The organism is Streptomyces sp. NPDC107454, from assembly GCF_055582885.1.
The window spans coordinates 70771-86968 of record NZ_JBVJPA010000001.1 but is presented as its reverse complement, the minus strand read 5'-3'; the positions used below and the strand labels follow the sequence as shown (position 1 = coordinate 86968).

The following is a 16198-nucleotide window of genomic DNA, read 5'->3' as shown; positions in this document are numbered from 1 at the left end:
GGACCCCGCCCCGCTTCTCGTCCCGGCTCAGCCCCCGCCCCACCCGTCCCGCTCGGACTCTCCCGCACGGAGGACCCCCACATGCGCTCGCACCTGCTCAATGACACGACCGCGGAGCGGTACCGCCGCTCCGTGACCGAAGGAATCGAGCGGGTGGCGGCCAAACTCGCCACCACCGACCGACCGTTCACGGGTGTCACGGTCGACGCCCTCGCTCCCCGTATCGAGCAGATCGACCTGGACCGCCCGCTGCACGACACCAGCGCGGTCCTCGACGAACTCGAAGAGGTCTACCTCCGGGACGCGATCTACTTCCACCACCCGCGCTACCTCGCGCACCTCAACTGCCCGGTGGTCATACCCGCCGTGCTCGGCGAGGCCGTCCTGTCCGCCGTCAACTCCTCCCTGGACACCTGGGACCAGTCGGCCGGCGGCACCCTCATCGAGCGCCGGCTCATCGACTGGACCAACGAGCGCATCGGCCTCGGCCCGGCCGCCGACGGCGTGTTCACCAGCGGCGGCAGCCAGTCCAACCTCCAGGCCCTGCTGCTGGCCCGCGAGGAGGCCAAGGCGGGGGGTGAACCCGGCGACCACGCCGCCAGACTCCGCATCTTCGCCTCCGAGGCCAGCCACTTCAGCGTCAAGAAGTCGGCCAAACTCCTGGGTCTCGGCGCGGACTGCGTCGTCTCGATCCCCGTCGACCAGAACAAGCGCATGCAGACGCTCGCCCTCGCCCACGAGCTGGAGCGCTGCGAGCGCGACGGCCTGATCCCGATGGCCGTCGTCGCCACCGCCGGCACCACCGACTTCGGCTCCATCGACCCGCTCCCCGAGATCGCGGAGCTGTGCGCCCGGTTCGGCGCGTGGCTGCACGTGGACGCGGCCTACGGCTGCGGACTGCTCACCTCCCTCAAGAACCGGGACCGCCTCGACGGCATCGAGCGCGCCGACTCCGTCACCGTCGACTACCACAAGTCCTTCTTCCAGCCCGTGAGTTCGTCCGCCGTGCTGGTCCGCGACGCCGCCACCCTGCGCCACGCCACCTACCACGCGGAGTACCTGAACCCGCGCCGCATGGTCCAGGAGCGCATCCCCAACCAGGTCGACAAGTCTCTGCAGACCACCCGCCGCTTCGACGCCCTCAAGCTGTGGATGACGCTGCGTGTGATGGGCGCCGACGGCATCGGCGAACTCTTCGACGAGGTCTGCGACCTGGCCCAGGAGGGCTGGAAGCTGCTCGCCGCCGACCCCCGCTTCGACGTGGTGGTCGAGCCGTCCCTGTCCACCCTCGTCTTCCGCTTCATCCCGGCCGCCGTCACCGACCCGGCCGAGATCGACCGCGCCAACCTCTACGCCCGCAAGGCCCTGTTCGCCTCCGGTGACGCCGTCGTCGCGGGCACCAAGGTGGGCGGCCGCCACTACCTGAAGTTCACCCTGCTCAACCCCGAGACCACGACCGACGACATCGCCGCCGTGCTCGGTCTGATCGCCGGCCACGCCGAGCAGTACCTGGGAGAGTCCCTTGACCGCGCTTCCTGAATCCGTCGAAGCCACTGGAAAGACCTACGACTTCGTGGGGATCGGGCTCGGGCCCTTCAACCTCGGCCTCGCCTGCCTCACCGAGCCGATCGCCGAACTGGACGGCGTCTTCCTCGAGTCCAAGCCGGACTTCGAGTGGCACTCCGGGATGTTCCTGGAGGGGGCGCACCTCCAGACCCCGTTCATGTCGGACCTGGTGACCCTCGCCGACCCGACCTCCCCGTACTCCTTCCTCAACTACCTCAAGGAGTCAGGGCGGCTGTACTCCTTCTACATCCGCGAGAACTTCTACCCGCTCCGGGTCGAGTACGACGACTACTGCCGCTGGGCCGCCTCGAAACTGAGCAGCGTCCGCTTCAGCACGACGGTCGAGGAAGTGACGTACGAGGGCGATCTGTACCACGTGCGGACGGCGGCCGGCGAGGTGTTCCGCGCCCGCCACCTGGTCCTCGGCACCGGAACACCCCCGTACATCCCCGAGGCCTGCGCGGACCTCGGCGGCGACTTCATCCACAACTCCCGCTACCTCCAGCACAAGCGGGAGCTCCAGGCGAAGAAGTCGATCACGCTCGTCGGCAGCGGCCAGTCCGCCGCCGAGATCTACTACGATCTGCTCAGCGAGATCGACGTCCACGGCTACCGGCTGAACTGGGTCACGCGCTCCCCGCGCTTCTTCCCGCTCGAGTACACCAAACTCACGCTGGAGATGACCTCCCCGGAGTACATCGACTACTTCCACGCGCTGCCCGAGCCGACCCGCTACCGCCTCCAGACGGAGCAGAAGGGCCTGTTCAAGGGCATCGACGGCGAGCTGATCGACGCGATCTTCGATCTGCTCTACCAGAAGAACCTCGCCGGCCCCGTCCCGACGCGGCTGCTCACCAACTCCTCCCTGAACACGGCCGCCCACGAGAACGGCACGTACACCCTGGGCCTGCGCCAGGAGGAGCAGGGCAAGGACTACGAGCTGAGCTCCGAGGGCCTGATCCTGGCCACCGGCTACAAGTACGCCGAGCCCAAGTTCCTGAAGCCCATCCGCGAGCGGCTGCGCTACGACACCCGCGGCAACTTCGACGTGGCCCGCAACTACGCCATCGATACCACGGGCGGCGGCGTCTTCCTGCAGAACGCGGGCGTCCACACCCACAGCATCACCAGCCCCGACCTGGGCATGGGCCCGTACCGCAACGCGTCCATCATCCGTGAGCTGCTCGGCACCGAGTACTACCCGGTCGAGAAGACGATCGCGTTCCAGGAGTTCAGCGTATGAGCACCACAAGCCGTACAGGCACGACCACCGACATGGGCACCTTCACCATCCGCCCCCTCGACGCCCTCCAGGACGCCGAGTTGCTGCACGGCTGGGTGACGCATCCCAAGGCCGCCTTCTGGATGATGCAGGAGGCGAAACTGCACGACGTGGAGCGCGAGTACATGGCCATCGCGGCCAGCGAGTACCACGACGCGTTCCTCGGTCTGCGGGACGGTGAGCCCGTCTTCCTCATGGAGCGCTACGACCCGGCGCACGTCGAACTCGTCGGCCTGTACGAGCCGCAGCCCGGCGACGTCGGCATGCACTTCCTGGTCGCGCCCACCGACACACCCGTGCACGGATTCACCCGGGCCGTGATCACCGCCGTCATGGCGCACCTGTTCGCCGACCCGACGACCGCGCGGGTCGTCGTCGAACCGGACGTGCGCAACACGGCCGTGCACGCGCTGAACGAAGCCGTCGGGTTCGTGCCCGAGCGCGAGATACAGAAGCCGGAGAAAAGGGCGCTGCTGAGTTTCTGCACCCGGGAGCGGTTCGAGCGGACGGCGGGGGTGACCGTATGAGCCTCGCCGACGCCGTGGCCCACCTCTCCCCCGAGCGCTGGGAGCGCGCCAACCGCCTTCTCGTGCGCAAGGCCCTCGCCGAGTTCGCGCACGAGCGCCTCATCACTCCGGAGCCCGAGGGCGACGGCGGGTACGTCGTCCGCAGCGACGACGGCCTGACCCGCTACCGCTTCACCGCCACCCTCCGCTCCCTCGACCACTGGCAGGTCGACCCCGAGTCGATCACCCGCCACCGCGACGGGGCCGAACTCCCGCTGGCCGCACTCGACTTCTTCATCGAGCTGAAGACGTCACTGGGCCTGAGCGACGAGGTGCTGCCGGTCTACCTGGAGGAGATCTCCTCCACCCTCTCGGGCACCTGTTTCAAACTCACCAAGCCGCAGATCCCCTCCGCCGAACTCGCGAAGGCCTCCTTCCAGGAGATCGAGACCGGCATGACCGAGGGCCACCCCTGCTTCGTCGCCAACAACGGGCGGCTGGGCTTCGGCGTGCACGAGTACCTCTCGTACGCCCCCGAGACCGCGAGCCCGATCCGGCTGGTGTGGCTGGCCGCGCACCGCTCCCGGGCCTCCTTCACCGCCGGTGCGGGCATCGAGTACGAGTCCTTCGTGCGCGAGGAGCTGGGGGCCAAAACGGTCGAGCGGTTCACCGCCACCCTCACCGAACAGGGCCTCGACCCCGAGGAGTACCTCCTCATCCCCGTCCACCCCTGGCAGTGGTGGAACAAGCTCTCGGTGACCTTCGCGGCCGAGGTCGCCCGGCGCCACCTGGTCTGCCTCGGCGAGGGCGACGACGAGTACCTGGCCCAGCAGTCCATCCGGACGTTCTTCAACACCACCAGCCCCGGGAAGCACTATGTGAAGACGGCGCTGAGCGTCCTCAACATGGGCTTCATGCGCGGTCTGTCCGCCGCCTACATGGAGGCGACGCCGGCGATCAACGACTGGCTGGCCCAGCTCGTCGAGAACGACCCGGTGCTCAAGTCCACCGGCCTGTCGGTCATCCGCGAGCGCGCCGCCGTCGGCTACCGCCACCTGGAGTACGAGGCCGCCACCGACCGCTACTCCCCGTACCGCAAGATGCTCGCGGCCCTGTGGCGCGAGAGCCCGGTCCCCTCGCTCCAGGAGGGCGAGAGCCTGGCCACCATGGCCTCCCTCGTCCATGTCGACCACGCGGGCGCCTCCTTCGCGGGCGCGCTGATCGAGCGGTCCGGGCTGCCCCCCGTGGAGTGGCTGCGCCGCTATCTGCGCGCCTACTTCACGCCCCTCCTGCACAGCTTCTACGCCTACGACCTGGTCTACATGCCGCACGGCGAGAACGTCATCCTCGTCCTCAAGGACGGCGCCGTGCAGCGCGCGATCTACAAGGACATCGCTGAGGAGATCGCCGTCATGGACCCGCAGGCGGTGCTACCGCCCGTGGTCGAGCGGATCCGCGTCGAGGTCCCCGAGGACAAGAAACTCCTGTCCATCTTCACGGACGTCTTCGACTGCTTCTTCCGCTTCCTGGCGGCCGACCTGGCCGACGAGGGCATCCTCGACGAGGGCGACTTCTGGCGGACGGTCGCCGAGTCCGTGCGCGAGTACCAGGCGTCGGCGCCCGAACTCGCCGACAAGTTCCGGCAGTACGACATGTTCGCGCCCGAGTTCGCGCTGTCCTGCCTGAACCGGCTCCAGCTGCGCAACAACAAGCAGATGGTGGACCTGGCCGATCCGTCCGGCGCACTCCAGCTGGTCGGCAGCCTGAAGAACCCGATCGCGGGTCTCTGAAACCGGTGGGGCTCAGGAGTACGGTCCTCCTGAGCCCCACCTTTCTGGGCCGCGCCCTGAGACCTGCGCGACCGGCCACGAGGGAACCTCGGACGATCGACGGCACCTCCCCGCACTTCCAGCGGAGCGCCTACGCCGTGGGCCAGGGCACCTGGGGCGAGCGGTAGTAGCCGATCCCCAGGGCCTCCCAACGCGGCCCCTGCGCCGCGAGCCGCACCTTGTAGGTGTCCCAGTCGTGCGTCGACGCGGGCGACCAGCCGAGCTCGGCCGCGCCGGGCAGCCGCGGGAAGGTCATGTAGTCGATGTCGGACCCCTTGACGATGGTCTCCGTCCACAGCGGCGCCTCGACGCCCCGGATCGCCGAAGCCGGCGCTCCCGGAAGGTAGGCGCCCGGATCCCAGTCGTAGGACCGTTTCACCTCCACCAGGCCCGCCCAGTCCTGCCCGAGCGGGGTGTCGGCGGTGTACTTCATGTCGAGGTAGACCCGGTCGGCGGGCGACAGCACGAGTCCCGTGCCGTTCCGCGCGGCCTCGGCGACCTGCGCCTTCTCCGTGGCACTGGTGTCGTCGAGCCCCCAGTACTGCGCGATGGCGCCCTTCACCGGGTGCGCCCCGGTCAGCTGGTGCCAGCCGACCACCGTCTTGCCGTACTTGGCGACGACCGGCTGCACCTTGTCCATGAAGGTGACGTAGTCGGCGTGGCTGGTGGAGTGGGCCTCGTCCCCGCCGATGTGGAGGTACCTGCCCGGCGTGAGCGCCGCCAGCTCCCGCACGACATCGTCCACGAAGTCGTACGTCACCGGCTTCGCCACGCACAGCGAGCTGAAGCCGACGTCGGTGCCGGTGTAGAGCGGGGGCGCGGTCCCGTTGCAGTTCAGCTGGGCGTACGAGGCGAGCGCGGCGTTGGTGTGGCCCGGCATGTCGATCTCCGGGACGACCTCCAGATAGCGGGAGGCCGCGTACCGCACGATCTCCTTGTAGTCGGCCTTGGAGTAGTAACCCCCGTGCCCGCCACCGACCTGTGTGGACCCTCCGTACGTCGCGAGCCGCGGCCAGGAGCCGATCGCGATGCGCCAGCCCTGGTCGTCACTCAGGTGCAGATGCAGTTTGTTGACCTTGTAGAGGGCCAACTCGTCGATGTACCGCTTGACTTGCGCGACACCGAAGAAGTGCCGGGAGACGTCGAGCATCGCGCCGCGGTAGCCGTAGCGCGGGCTGTCCTTGATGGTGCCGCCCGCGACGAGCCAGGGGCCGGGCTGCACGGAGTTCTTCTCGACGGCGGCGGGCAGCAGCTGGCGCAGCGTCTGGACGCCGTGGAAGAGCCCGGCGGGCGCGGCGGCCGTGATGGTGACACCGTCCCGTCCGCTGTCCAGGCGATAGCCCTCGGCGCCCGTCGGCCCCGCCGCGATCCGCAGCCGGATACCGCCCGCGCCGTGCGTGGTGACGGGCAGTCGGTACCCGGTGGAGGGACGCAGGACGCCGGCCAGATACGCGCCGACCCGGCGGGCCTGAGGCGAGTCCTCGACCCGGATACGGGTGCCGTCGGTGATGCGGTACGGGGATCCGCCCGCGTGGACCGAGGCGGGGGCCGGCACCACCTGCCCGAGCGGGGTCGCGGTGCGGCCCGACTCGGAGTGTGCGGCACCGGCGACTGAGACACCGGCGGCCGCCACGAGCAGCAGCGTACCGAGAAGACGGGGCGTTCTGTGCTGTCTCACATGCGCTCCCTTCGAAGGACCCTGCAAATGAATTGCGAATGGGTATAGACCACTCTTCCGCAGACCCGGTGAAACAATCCCCCTCATGGCGGAAATCATCCAGAAGGACGGGACGTGGACCTTCGACGGCGACGCGCTGCGGCTGACTCCGGGGCGCGACAAGAACGTGAGCCTGCTCCGCAGAACCTTGGGTGAACTGACGCTCCCGCTGGGAGCGTTGGCGGGGATTTCCTTCGAACAAGGCAGGAAGAGCGGCCGGTTGCGGCTCCGGCTGCGCGACGGCGCCGACCCGCTGCTCCAGGCGACCGGCGGCAGACTCGCCGAGCCTAACGACCCCTACCAGCTCACCGTGGAGTCCGACCGCTACGGCGTCGCCGAGTACGTCGTGGACGAGGTCCGGGACGCGCTGCTTCTGGACCGGGTGCCGGCCGACCCGGTCGACAGCTATCTGCTCCCGGGCCCCTCCGTGCCGCTGTCCGTCTCCGCCGGCGACGGCACCGCGAGCTTCGACGGCGAGCACGTGCGCCTGGAGTGGAACTGGAAGACCGAGGACTCCAAGTCCGCCGCCGGAGCCCGCTCGCTCGCCCTCAGCGACCTCACCACCGTCGAGTGGCACCCCGCGGTCGGCCTGGAGAACGGCTACCTGCGCTTTACCGTCCGCGGCGCGGAGACCAAGGCCCCGCCGAAGTACGACCCCAACTCCGTCGAACTGTGGGGCTTCAAGAAGGACCCGCTGATGGCGCTGGTCGCGGCGGCGGTGCAGGCCCGGCTCCCGCATCCCACGGCCTCCCCGGAAGCCGCACAGGCGACGGAGCGGCCGGCCGCGACCGCCCCGGAGGACGACCACGACGCCCTGCTCCGCCGCCTGCGCGAACTGGGCGACCTCCACCGGTGCGGCGTCCTGACGGACGAGGAGTTCGCCCTGGCCAAGCAGGCGGTCCTCAGGCGCATCTAGGAACAGCGCCGGCGCGGACCGCCTTCCGGGCGGGCTGTGGGGCTACTTCGCCCTGCGCGCCACCGTGAAGTGGTCGATCCGGTCACCGGTCTCGGCGATGCCCTGGACCTTCAGGGTGGTGTAGTGGCCCTTCGGCGCGGGGGTGACGTCCACGCGAAGGAAGGAGTAGTTCAGGTAGCGAACGCGCGACCAGGCGACGGTCTCGTTCTGCTTGCCGTCCTTGAGGTTGATGAAGGAGGCCACGGATTCGACCTCGTTCTCGTGCCCCTCGTACGAGTCCGGGGCAGTGAAGGCGTACAGGCTGCGGCCCGCCGCACCCGCCGTGACGTACACCACGCCCTCCGTCTCGGAGTACGCCGTGTCGCCGATCGGCAGCTTCTTGGTGATCTCGTTGCCCTTGATGACGTCCGTGCGCTCGTACTGGTGGTTGTGGCCGTTGATGACCAGGTCCACCGTGTACTTGTCGAACAGCGGCACCCACTCCTGTCGCACGCCCCCCTCCGAGGCGTGCGCCGTGGAGGTGCAGTACGCGCAGTGGTGGAAGAACACGATGATGAAGTCGATGTCCTTCGCGGCACGGAACTTCTTCAGCTGGCCCTCGAACCACTTCGTCTGGGTGCCACCGGAGATGCCGAGGTTGGCCGGGATCTCGAAGGAGACGTCGTTGGGGTCCAGGGAGATGATCGCCGTGTTGCCGTAGACGAAGGAGTAGACGCCGGGAAGGTTCTTCTTGTCCGGACCGTTGTCGGGGAGCGTCCAGCGGGCTTCCTCGCCACCGTAGCCGTTGGGCGAGTACCAGGCCTCCATGTCGTGGTTGCCGTACGACACCATCCACGGCACGGACTTGGAGACGGACTCGGTCTGGGCGAGGAACTGGTCCCAGGTGCGCGAGTCGAACACCGTGTCGGAGGTCTTGCCCTGGCCGGCCGGGTCGCCGTAGGCGATGTCGCCGGCGTGCAGGTGGAAGGACGGGTTCTGGCCGAGGATCAGGCTGTCGTTGGCCAGGGCGTGGTAGCTGACACCCTGGTCGCCGAAAGCCGTGAAGGTGAACGGCTCGGCGTGCGAGGGCGCGGTGGTGAAGGTGCCGAGCGTGCCCAGCAGGTGGGGCGCGCAGGGGTCGAAGCCCGCGTGGCCGACGCCGTAGTAGTACGTCTTGCCGGGGCGCAGGTGGGTGAGCTTGGCGTGCAGGTAGTACTGCGTGTGGTCGCCGCTCGCGCCGACGCCCGCCGGGGTGTAGAGGGAGCGGACCTCGGCCTCGATCTTGCGGGAGAGGTCCCAGGGGTGGGCTCCGATGCGGATGAACGGCTTCTTCACCGCGGCCGGAACCTGCCAGGAGACCGTGATCTCCGTACGCGGGTCATTACCGAAGGCGAGGTGACGGCCGAAGGGGGCGACGAGGGCGCCGTCGATCTTCTCGGCCGAGGAGGTGGTGGCCTGCGTCGGGACAGCGGCCTGTGCGACGGCGCCGGGCACGAAGGCGCCGCCCGCGACGGCGCCGAGGGTCACGGCCCCGCCTCTGATCATGTTGCGCCGGGAGAACTTGGCGCGGAGATACTCGTGCTGCTCTGCCATGGTCATGCGCTCGGCGAGCTTCTCCGGTACGCCCATGCGTGGAATGTCCATGGCCACAGAAGTTGCTCCCGGCAATCGACGCGGCACAAGACGCAGGATGGACAGCTTGCTAACAGCCCCCCATAAGACCTTCAACAGCCACTTGCCCGATATCGGGCAGGATTCTTGCGAATCGGCTCCTCGTACCCCAGGATCAACGGGTGCACGAGGAACTTGTTGATCACCTGACGCGCTCCACCCCCCTGAACCGGGGCGAGGCACTGCGGGTGATCCAGGACGTGCTCGCCTACTTCGACGAGACGACCGAGGACTACGTCCGTCGCCGCCACCGCGAGCTCCAGGCCCAGGGCCTGGTCAACGCGACGATCTTCGAACGGATCGAGGCGGACCTGAAGTACCGCGCGGTCGCGCCGCCGGAGCTCACGCTCAGGCAGCTGCGCCGCATTGTCTATGGCTGAGGAATACATATATATGTGCGGAATCGTCGGATACATCGGCAGGCGTGACGTGGCACCGCTGCTGCTCGAAGGCCTCCAGCGCCTGGAGTACCGCGGCTACGACTCGGCGGGCATCGTCGTCACGACGCCGAAGTCAGCCGGTCTGAAGATGGTGAAGGCCAAGGGCCGGGTCCGTGACCTGGAGGCCAAGGTCCCCGCACGCTTCAAGGGCACGACCGGTATCGCCCACACCCGCTGGGCCACCCACGGCGCCCCCTCCGACGTGAACGCGCACCCCCACATGTCCGGCGACAGCAAGGTCGCGGTCGTCCACAACGGCATCATCGACAACGCCTCCGACCTGCGCAAGAAGCTCGAGGCGGACGGTGTCGAGTTCCTCTCGGAGACCGACACCGAGGTCCTCACCCACCTGATCGCCCGCTCCCAGGCCGAGAAGCTCGAGGACAAGGTCCGCGACGCCCTGCGGGTGATCGAGGGCACGTACGGCATCGCGGTCCTGCACGCCGACTTCCCCGACCGCATCGTGGTGGCCCGCAACGGCTCCCCGGTCGTCCTCGGCATCGGCGAGAAGGAGATGTTCGTCGCCTCGGACATCGCCGCCCTGGTCACCCACACCCGCCAGATAGTGACGCTGGACGACGGCGAGATGGCCACCCTCAAGGCCGACGACTTCCGCACGTACACCACCGAGGGCACCCGTACGACGGCCGAGCCGACCACCGTGGAGTGGGAGGCGGCCTCGTACGACATGGGCGGCCACGACACGTACATGCACAAGGAGATCCACGAGCAGGCCGAGGCCGTGGACCGGGTACTGCGCGGCCGCATCGACGACCGGTTCTCCACCGTGCACCTCGGTGGCCTGAACCTGGACGCCCGTGAGGCGCGCCAGATCCGCCGCGTGAAGATCCTCGGCTGCGGCACCTCGTACCACGCGGGCATGATCGGCGCCCAGATGATCGAGGAGCTCGCCCGCATCCCCGCGGACGCCGAGCCGGCCTCCGAGTTCCGCTACCGCAACGCGGTCGTCGACCCCGACACCCTGTACGTGGCCGTGTCCCAGTCCGGTGAGACGTACGACGTACTGGCCGCCGTGCAGGAGCTGAAGCGCAAGGGCGCGCGGGTGCTCGGTGTGGTCAACGTCGTCGGCTCGGCGATCGCCCGCGAGGCGGACGGCGGCATGTACGTCCACGCGGGCCCCGAGGTCTGCGTCGTCTCGACGAAGTGCTTCACCAACACGACCGTCGCCTTCGCGCTGCTCGCCCTGCACCTCGGCCGCACCCGCGACCTGTCGGTCCGCGACGGCAAGCGGATCATCGAGGGCCTGCGCAGGCTGCCCGCGCAGATCTCCGAGATCCTGGAGCAGGAGGACGAGATCAAGAAGCTGGCCGAGGAGTACGCCGAGGCCCGCTCCATGCTCTTCATCGGCCGCGTCCGGGGCTACCCGGTGGCCCGTGAGGCCTCCCTGAAGCTCAAGGAGGTCTCGTACATCCACGCCGAGGCCTACCCGGCCTCCGAGCTCAAGCACGGCCCGCTGGCGCTCATCGAGCCCGCGCTGCCCACGGTCGCGATCGTCCCCGACGACGACCTCCTGGAGAAGAACCGCGCCGCCCTGGAGGAGATCAAGGCCCGCAGCGGCCGGATCCTCGCGGTGGCGCACCAGGAGCAGGAGAAGGCCGACCAGACGATCGTCGTCCCGAAGAACGAGGACGAGCTGGACCCGATCCTCATGGGCATCCCGCTCCAGCTCCTCGCCTACCACACGGCATTGGCCCTGGGCCGCGACATCGACAAGCCGCGCAACCTGGCCAAGTCGGTGACGGTGGAGTAAAAATCCGCCGGCCCGCCGAAGCGACCGTTGAGGAACCCCCGCGGCGCGCGACCACCGCCGCGAGAGCGGCACCGGTTTGGGCGCAAAGCAACGAGAACGGGTCCCTGTGCACGCCACCACCGCACAGGGACCCGTTCCTTCAGGGGGCCGGGGCCGCCCATGCCCCGGCCCGCGCCGACGTCAGCCGGTGGCCGTCACCCCCCGGCCGGCGGCGCGTCCGGGCAGTGCGGTGGGCCAGTGAGCCATCGCCGCCGTGGCCCCGTACCAGGCGAGCGCGCCGCCCGCGACGGCGAACCAGCCGCCGGCCTTCCCCAGCCCTCCGCTGTCGCCGAACTGCCCCACGGCCAGCAGGAGAAGGGCGACGAAGAGCAGTGCGTACGTTCCCCGGGTGAGGAGGGGGGCGCCGCTCGCTCCGGCGGTCAGACTGAGCGCGACGAGCGCGAACAGGAGCAGGAAGAGACCGGTCGCGTTGGCGGACATCTGCGTGCCGGCCGTGACGCCCCAGGTGAACCAGAACGCGCCGAGCGCCGTGAAGGCCGTACCGGTGAAGGCGTCGTGGTCGCGGAAGGCGAACAGCCCGGCTACGAAGAGCGCGATGCCACCGACATAGGTGGCGAGGGAGACGGAGTCGGCCGCTGTCACGCCGTCGATCACTTGGGTGTTACCGAGGCCGAAGAGCAACAGGGTGAGGCCGAGCGCGAGGTGGCCGAGGGTCGAGGTGATGCTTCCCGCGGAGACGTCTTTGTCCACGGCGGGCTCCCTTCATGCATGTGCAGTTGTGCTGCGTGGTACCGGCCGTGCGGTTGGTCCGGTGACCGGTATGTACCCTTCACAAGGGCACAAACCACCTCTACGCGCGAGTAGATTCATGCCGTTTCAGACACCCGCCAAAGGGAGTTGACGGTAGGTCAGGGGCGCGTCGGAGGATGCGTCAGGGGATGACGATCACCGGGCGCTGCGCACGCTTCGCGAGCCGTCCGGCCACCGAGCCGAAGATGCGCCCGACGATGCCGTGCGTGGAGCCGACGACGATCGCGTCCGCCTCGTACTCCCGTCCGACCTCTTCGAGTTCGTGACAGATGTCACCGCCGCGCTCGACGAGGATCCAGGGCACCTCGGCCAGGTATTCGGCGCATGCGAGTTCGAGGCCGAGCACCTCGGTGCGGTGGTCGGGCACGTCGACGAAGACCGGTGGTTCACAGCCCGCCCACACCGTGGTGGGCAGCCGGTTCGCGACATGCACGATGATCAGGCCCGAGCCGGAGCGGTGGGCCATGCCGATCGCGTAGGCGAGGGCGCGCTCGCTGGACGTCGAGCCGTCGAAACCGACGACGACGCCGTGCTTGAAGGCAGGATCGCAGGACTGGCGGGGTTCTTCCGCCGCCAGGGGCTCGGCCGCCGTGGGATCGGCGAGCGGGCGCTTGCGGTCCGCGGGATCGAAGAATTCGTGACCGGCCATGGGTATCTCGGCGTTTAGATCCTCGTGGTGGGGACGACAACGTGCGGCAGAGCTGTGTCCGGGAATCATCTTCCCGACCCCATACCCCCAAGGGTACGGCGGCACGCCTCCTCTGCCCAGATCTCGCGCGCACTGCGCGGCGTTCCCCGGAGCATGCATGAGAGGCGCCCTTAACGCAATGGTTGCTGCCCCATACAGGCGGTTTGCACAGGGTTCACCCAGGCTCAAGCCCTTTCGTAGGTGACCGGCGGGTCGAACACGCGTTGAACCGATGAGCCACCGCCATGGAGAGCACTGGAGTACCAGGGAACCAGGGAGCAGACCGTGCCAGGACCAGAGACCGCGTCCCACCGCTCCTCCCCGGCGCCCGGGCCGGACACGGCGAGCGAGGTGGTGCGGTGGGCGGCCTTCAGCTGCGTCCTGGTCCCCGTCGTCCTCGTCTGGTTCGGCACCTCCCTCGCCGGCGCGGCCGGTACGGCACTGGGCCTGGCGGCCGTGACCGGTGCCTGCCTGGTCCTGCTGCGCCAGTCCGAGCGCGTCGCGGCCCGCCTCCGTGCGGATGAGCCGGCCTCGCCCCGGGCCCGGCACAGCAGGACAGGCCTCCACGCAGGCGCCCCGCACCACCACCACGGCCGCCCCGGGCGTGGCCGCCGGGGTCGCGCCGAGGCGCCCCGCGGGGAGGCGGACCCCGGCACCCGGGATCGCGGCGACGGGGGCGCCAGGGGCCATCGAGGAGCGGGCGGCACGGAGAGGGGAGGCGGCCCTCGGGACGGCGGTGGCGGGGCCCACGGCGAGACGGCCCATACCGAGGGGACCACCCCCGGCGCACGGAGCCCCGGCACCGGGCCCCGCAGCGACCAGAGCCGCGCCGCGCGGGACCGGAACGCGGGGGGCCGGAACGGACAGGACCGGGGCGCACGGAACTGGGACGCACGGGACCGGGGCCCACAGAACCGGGACGCACGGGACCGGGACACACAGAATCCGGACGGGCGGGATGTGGACGGACGCGATCCCGACGCACAGGCCCATGACACCGCGAACCCGGCCGCATGGGAGCGGACCCCGGGAAACCTGGCCGAACGAGACGGGCGCCCGGAGAACCTGATCACCTGGGACCGCGCCCCGCAGAACCTGATCGCGTGGGACGCGGGCGGCTGGAACCGGGACACGCAGGATCCGGACACCCGCGTCCAGAGCCAGGGCCGGGACACGCGCGACCAGGACATTCAGCGCGACGCCCCTCGCGGCGGCGTCCCGCCCGAGCGCCCCGCACGGCACCGCGGCACGCAGGATTTGGCCGACTCGCACATCATGAACGGCTTGCGGGGCAGTAGTGGCTCGGGGGCGCACAGGGGCGGACGTCACGGCGGAGGGAAGAAGCCGGTTGACTGACCGGTTTCCGCGCACGCCCCCGCTTCTTTTCAGCCAACTTCGGCCACCCGCGCATCTCTTGCTCGAACGACCCCCCAACCCCCGTTCCACCTGCACCGAAAGCCCTCTGGAGGGCTCGCGCACCCTATGGGGATTGGCCACTGACACGAGGCGCACTTCCCTGCAAGGCCCACGAGTGCAACGCTTCGTGATCGAATGCTTCACGCCAAGTTGCCATGTCGACATTCTGCCGACTGCCGAACTGGTCACCTTGGCGCCACGGGACACAGTAGATTCGATCTTGACTGTCTTACGGCGGGGGACTCGTGCAGGACCGAGGGGAAACGTGCAGGAGCGACACAACCGAGGAGCCGCGACCACCGAGGGGGGCTTAGCAGTATGAGCCACGACTCCACTGCCGCGCCGGAAGCCGCGGCCCGGAAACTTTCCGGGCGACGCCGCAAGGAGATCGTCGCGGTGCTGCTGTTCAGCGGCGGCCCCATCTTCGAGAGTTCCATACCGCTGTCGGTGTTCGGGATTGACCGCCAGGACGCCGGCGTGCCGCGCTACCGACTTCTGGTGTGCGGCGGCGAAGAAGGCCCACTGCGGACCACAGGAGGCCTGGAACTCACCGCGCCGCATGGCCTGGAGGCGATCTCGCGGGCGGGCACCGTCGTGGTGCCGGCCTGGCGTTCGATCACCTCGCCGCCACCGGAGGAGGCGCTCGACGCGCTGCGCCGGGCGCACGAGGAGGGAGCCCGCATAGTCGGACTGTGCACCGGCGCGTTCGTGCTGGCCGCCGCCGGACTGCTGGACGGCCGACCGGCGACGACCCACTGGATGTACGCACCGACGCTGGCCAAGCGCTACCCGTCGGTCCACGTCGACCCGCGAGAACTCTTCGTGGACGACGGAGACGTACTGACCTCCGCGGGTACGGCGGCCGGAATCGATCTCTGTCTCCACATCGTGCGGACGGACCACGGCAACGAGGCGGCCGGCGCGCTGGCCCGCCGTCTTGTCGTGCCCCCGCGCCGGAGCGGCGGTCAGGAGCGCTATCTCGATCGGTCTTTACCCGAAGAGATCGGCGCCGACCCCCTCGCGGAGGTCGTCGCCTGGGCGCTGGAGCACCTCCACGAGCAGTTCGACGTCGAGACGCTGGCGGCGCGCGCGTACATGAGCCGCCGCACCTTCGACCGCCGGTTCCGCTCGCTCACGGGGAGCGCTCCCCTGCAGTGGCTGATCACTCAGCGCGTACTGCAGGCGCAGCGGCTGCTGGAGACCTCCGACTACTCGGTCGACGAGGTCGCCGGACGCTGCGGCTTCCGTTCGCCGGTCGCGCTGCGGGGTCACTTCCGGCGCCAGCTCGGCTCGTCCCCGGCCGCGTACCGGGCGGCGTACCGCGCGCGCAGGCCGCAGTCGGAACGGCCGTCGGACGTGGACGGCTCCGCAGGCCAGGCCGGGCCGTCGCCCGTCCTGAACCAGGAGAGCCCGGTGCCGCTGCAGACCCGCCGCACGGCGGCCGCCACCGCCCTGGGCCCGTCGACGTCCCTGTCGGCGGAGCCGGGCAAGACGGGCACCGAGCTGTACGCGGCCGGGCGCCTGCCGGGGCAGCGCAGCGCGCCCTGAGGCGATGACGCGAGACGGGGCGGCCCGGGACCCGACGAGGGTTCCGGGCCGCCCCCGTC

At 69.5% G+C, this 16198-nt stretch carries 13 protein-coding genes; 9 read left to right on the top strand and 4 right to left on the bottom strand.

Going from position 1 to position 16198, the window contains the following annotated elements; genetic code table 11:
* Positions 1 to 81 precede the first annotated feature (81 nt).
* The 4 genes from desA to ACZ69M_RS00350 are packed head-to-tail and all read left to right on the top strand — an operon-like array spanning position 82 to position 5144.
* Positions 82 to 1539, top strand: coding sequence for a lysine decarboxylase DesA (gene desA, locus ACZ69M_RS00365; protein ID WP_470045744.1), 1458 nt, complete (start codon positions 82 to 84; stop codon positions 1537 to 1539).
* The gene (locus ACZ69M_RS00360) at positions 1523 to 2809 is read left to right on the top strand and encodes a lysine N(6)-hydroxylase/L-ornithine N(5)-oxygenase family protein (RefSeq protein ID WP_470045743.1); all 1287 of its coding nucleotides are present in this window, start codon (positions 1523 to 1525) and stop codon (positions 2807 to 2809) included. Before desA ends, ACZ69M_RS00360 begins: the two co-directional genes overlap by 17 nt.
* On the top strand, positions 2806 to 3375 hold the full coding sequence (locus tag ACZ69M_RS00355) for a GNAT family N-acetyltransferase (protein WP_470045742.1): 570 nt from the start codon (positions 2806 to 2808) through the stop codon (positions 3373 to 3375). The genes ACZ69M_RS00360 and ACZ69M_RS00355 overlap by 4 nt, the downstream gene beginning before the upstream one ends.
* A complete protein-coding gene (locus ACZ69M_RS00350) occupies positions 3372 to 5144 on the top strand; it encodes an IucA/IucC family protein (RefSeq protein ID WP_470045741.1) in 1773 nt (590 codons plus the stop codon). Before ACZ69M_RS00355 ends, ACZ69M_RS00350 begins: the two co-directional genes overlap by 4 nt.
* Positions 5145 to 5274: 130 nt before the next feature.
* Here the strand turns inward: ACZ69M_RS00350 and ACZ69M_RS00345 are convergent, their stop codons facing one another.
* A complete protein-coding gene (locus ACZ69M_RS00345) occupies positions 5275 to 6861 on the bottom strand; it encodes a beta-N-acetylhexosaminidase (protein WP_470045740.1) in 1587 nt (528 codons plus the stop codon).
* A gap of 85 nt (positions 6862 to 6946) precedes the next feature.
* On the opposite strand from ACZ69M_RS00345, the gene ACZ69M_RS00340 reads away from it, so the two are divergent.
* A complete protein-coding gene (locus ACZ69M_RS00340; RefSeq protein WP_470045739.1) occupies positions 6947 to 7816 on the top strand; it encodes a DUF4429 domain-containing protein in 870 nt (289 codons plus the stop codon).
* A 42-nt stretch (positions 7817 to 7858) separates the two neighbouring features.
* Here the strand turns inward: ACZ69M_RS00340 and ACZ69M_RS00335 are convergent, their stop codons facing one another.
* Entirely contained in the window at positions 7859 to 9424 is a 1566-nt protein-coding gene (locus ACZ69M_RS00335) for a purple acid phosphatase family protein (RefSeq protein ID WP_470046316.1), read from the bottom strand.
* Between the two features lie 164 nt (positions 9425 to 9588).
* Between ACZ69M_RS00335 and ACZ69M_RS00330 the strand changes: the two genes are divergently transcribed.
* Together ACZ69M_RS00330 and glmS are read left to right on the top strand one after the other, a co-directional pair.
* Positions 9589 to 9846 (top strand): hypothetical protein, encoded by a 258-nt coding sequence (locus ACZ69M_RS00330; RefSeq protein WP_470045738.1) that lies wholly within the window; start codon positions 9589 to 9591, stop codon positions 9844 to 9846.
* Positions 9847 to 9859: 13 nt separating this feature from the next.
* A complete protein-coding gene (gene glmS, locus ACZ69M_RS00325; protein ID WP_099922510.1) occupies positions 9860 to 11677 on the top strand; it encodes a glutamine--fructose-6-phosphate transaminase (isomerizing) in 1818 nt (605 codons plus the stop codon).
* Between the two features lie 180 nt (positions 11678 to 11857).
* Here the strand turns inward: glmS and ACZ69M_RS00320 are convergent, their stop codons facing one another.
* Both ACZ69M_RS00320 and ACZ69M_RS00315 read right to left on the bottom strand, forming a co-directional pair.
* Positions 11858 to 12427 (bottom strand): GPR1/FUN34/YaaH family transporter, encoded by a 570-nt coding sequence (locus ACZ69M_RS00320; protein ID WP_470045737.1) that lies wholly within the window; start codon positions 12425 to 12427, stop codon positions 11858 to 11860.
* 181 nt (positions 12428 to 12608) lie between these two features.
* Positions 12609 to 13136 (bottom strand): universal stress protein, encoded by a 528-nt coding sequence (locus tag ACZ69M_RS00315; protein ID WP_054232865.1) that lies wholly within the window; start codon positions 13134 to 13136, stop codon positions 12609 to 12611.
* Positions 13137 to 13460: 324 nt separating this feature from the next.
* Here ACZ69M_RS00315 and ACZ69M_RS00310 point away from each other — a divergent pair, with 324 nt between their 5' ends.
* Together ACZ69M_RS00310 and ACZ69M_RS00305 are read left to right on the top strand one after the other, a co-directional pair.
* Positions 13461 to 14531, top strand: a complete 1071-nt coding sequence (locus tag ACZ69M_RS00310) for a hypothetical protein (RefSeq protein WP_470045736.1) — start codon at positions 13461 to 13463, stop codon at positions 14529 to 14531.
* Between the two features lie 378 nt (positions 14532 to 14909).
* Positions 14910 to 16139 carry a helix-turn-helix domain-containing protein gene (locus ACZ69M_RS00305; protein WP_470045735.1) on the top strand — a complete coding sequence of 410 codons (1230 nt, stop codon included), beginning with the start codon at positions 14910 to 14912 and terminating at the stop codon, positions 16137 to 16139.
* Positions 16140 to 16198: the final 59 nt, after the last annotated feature.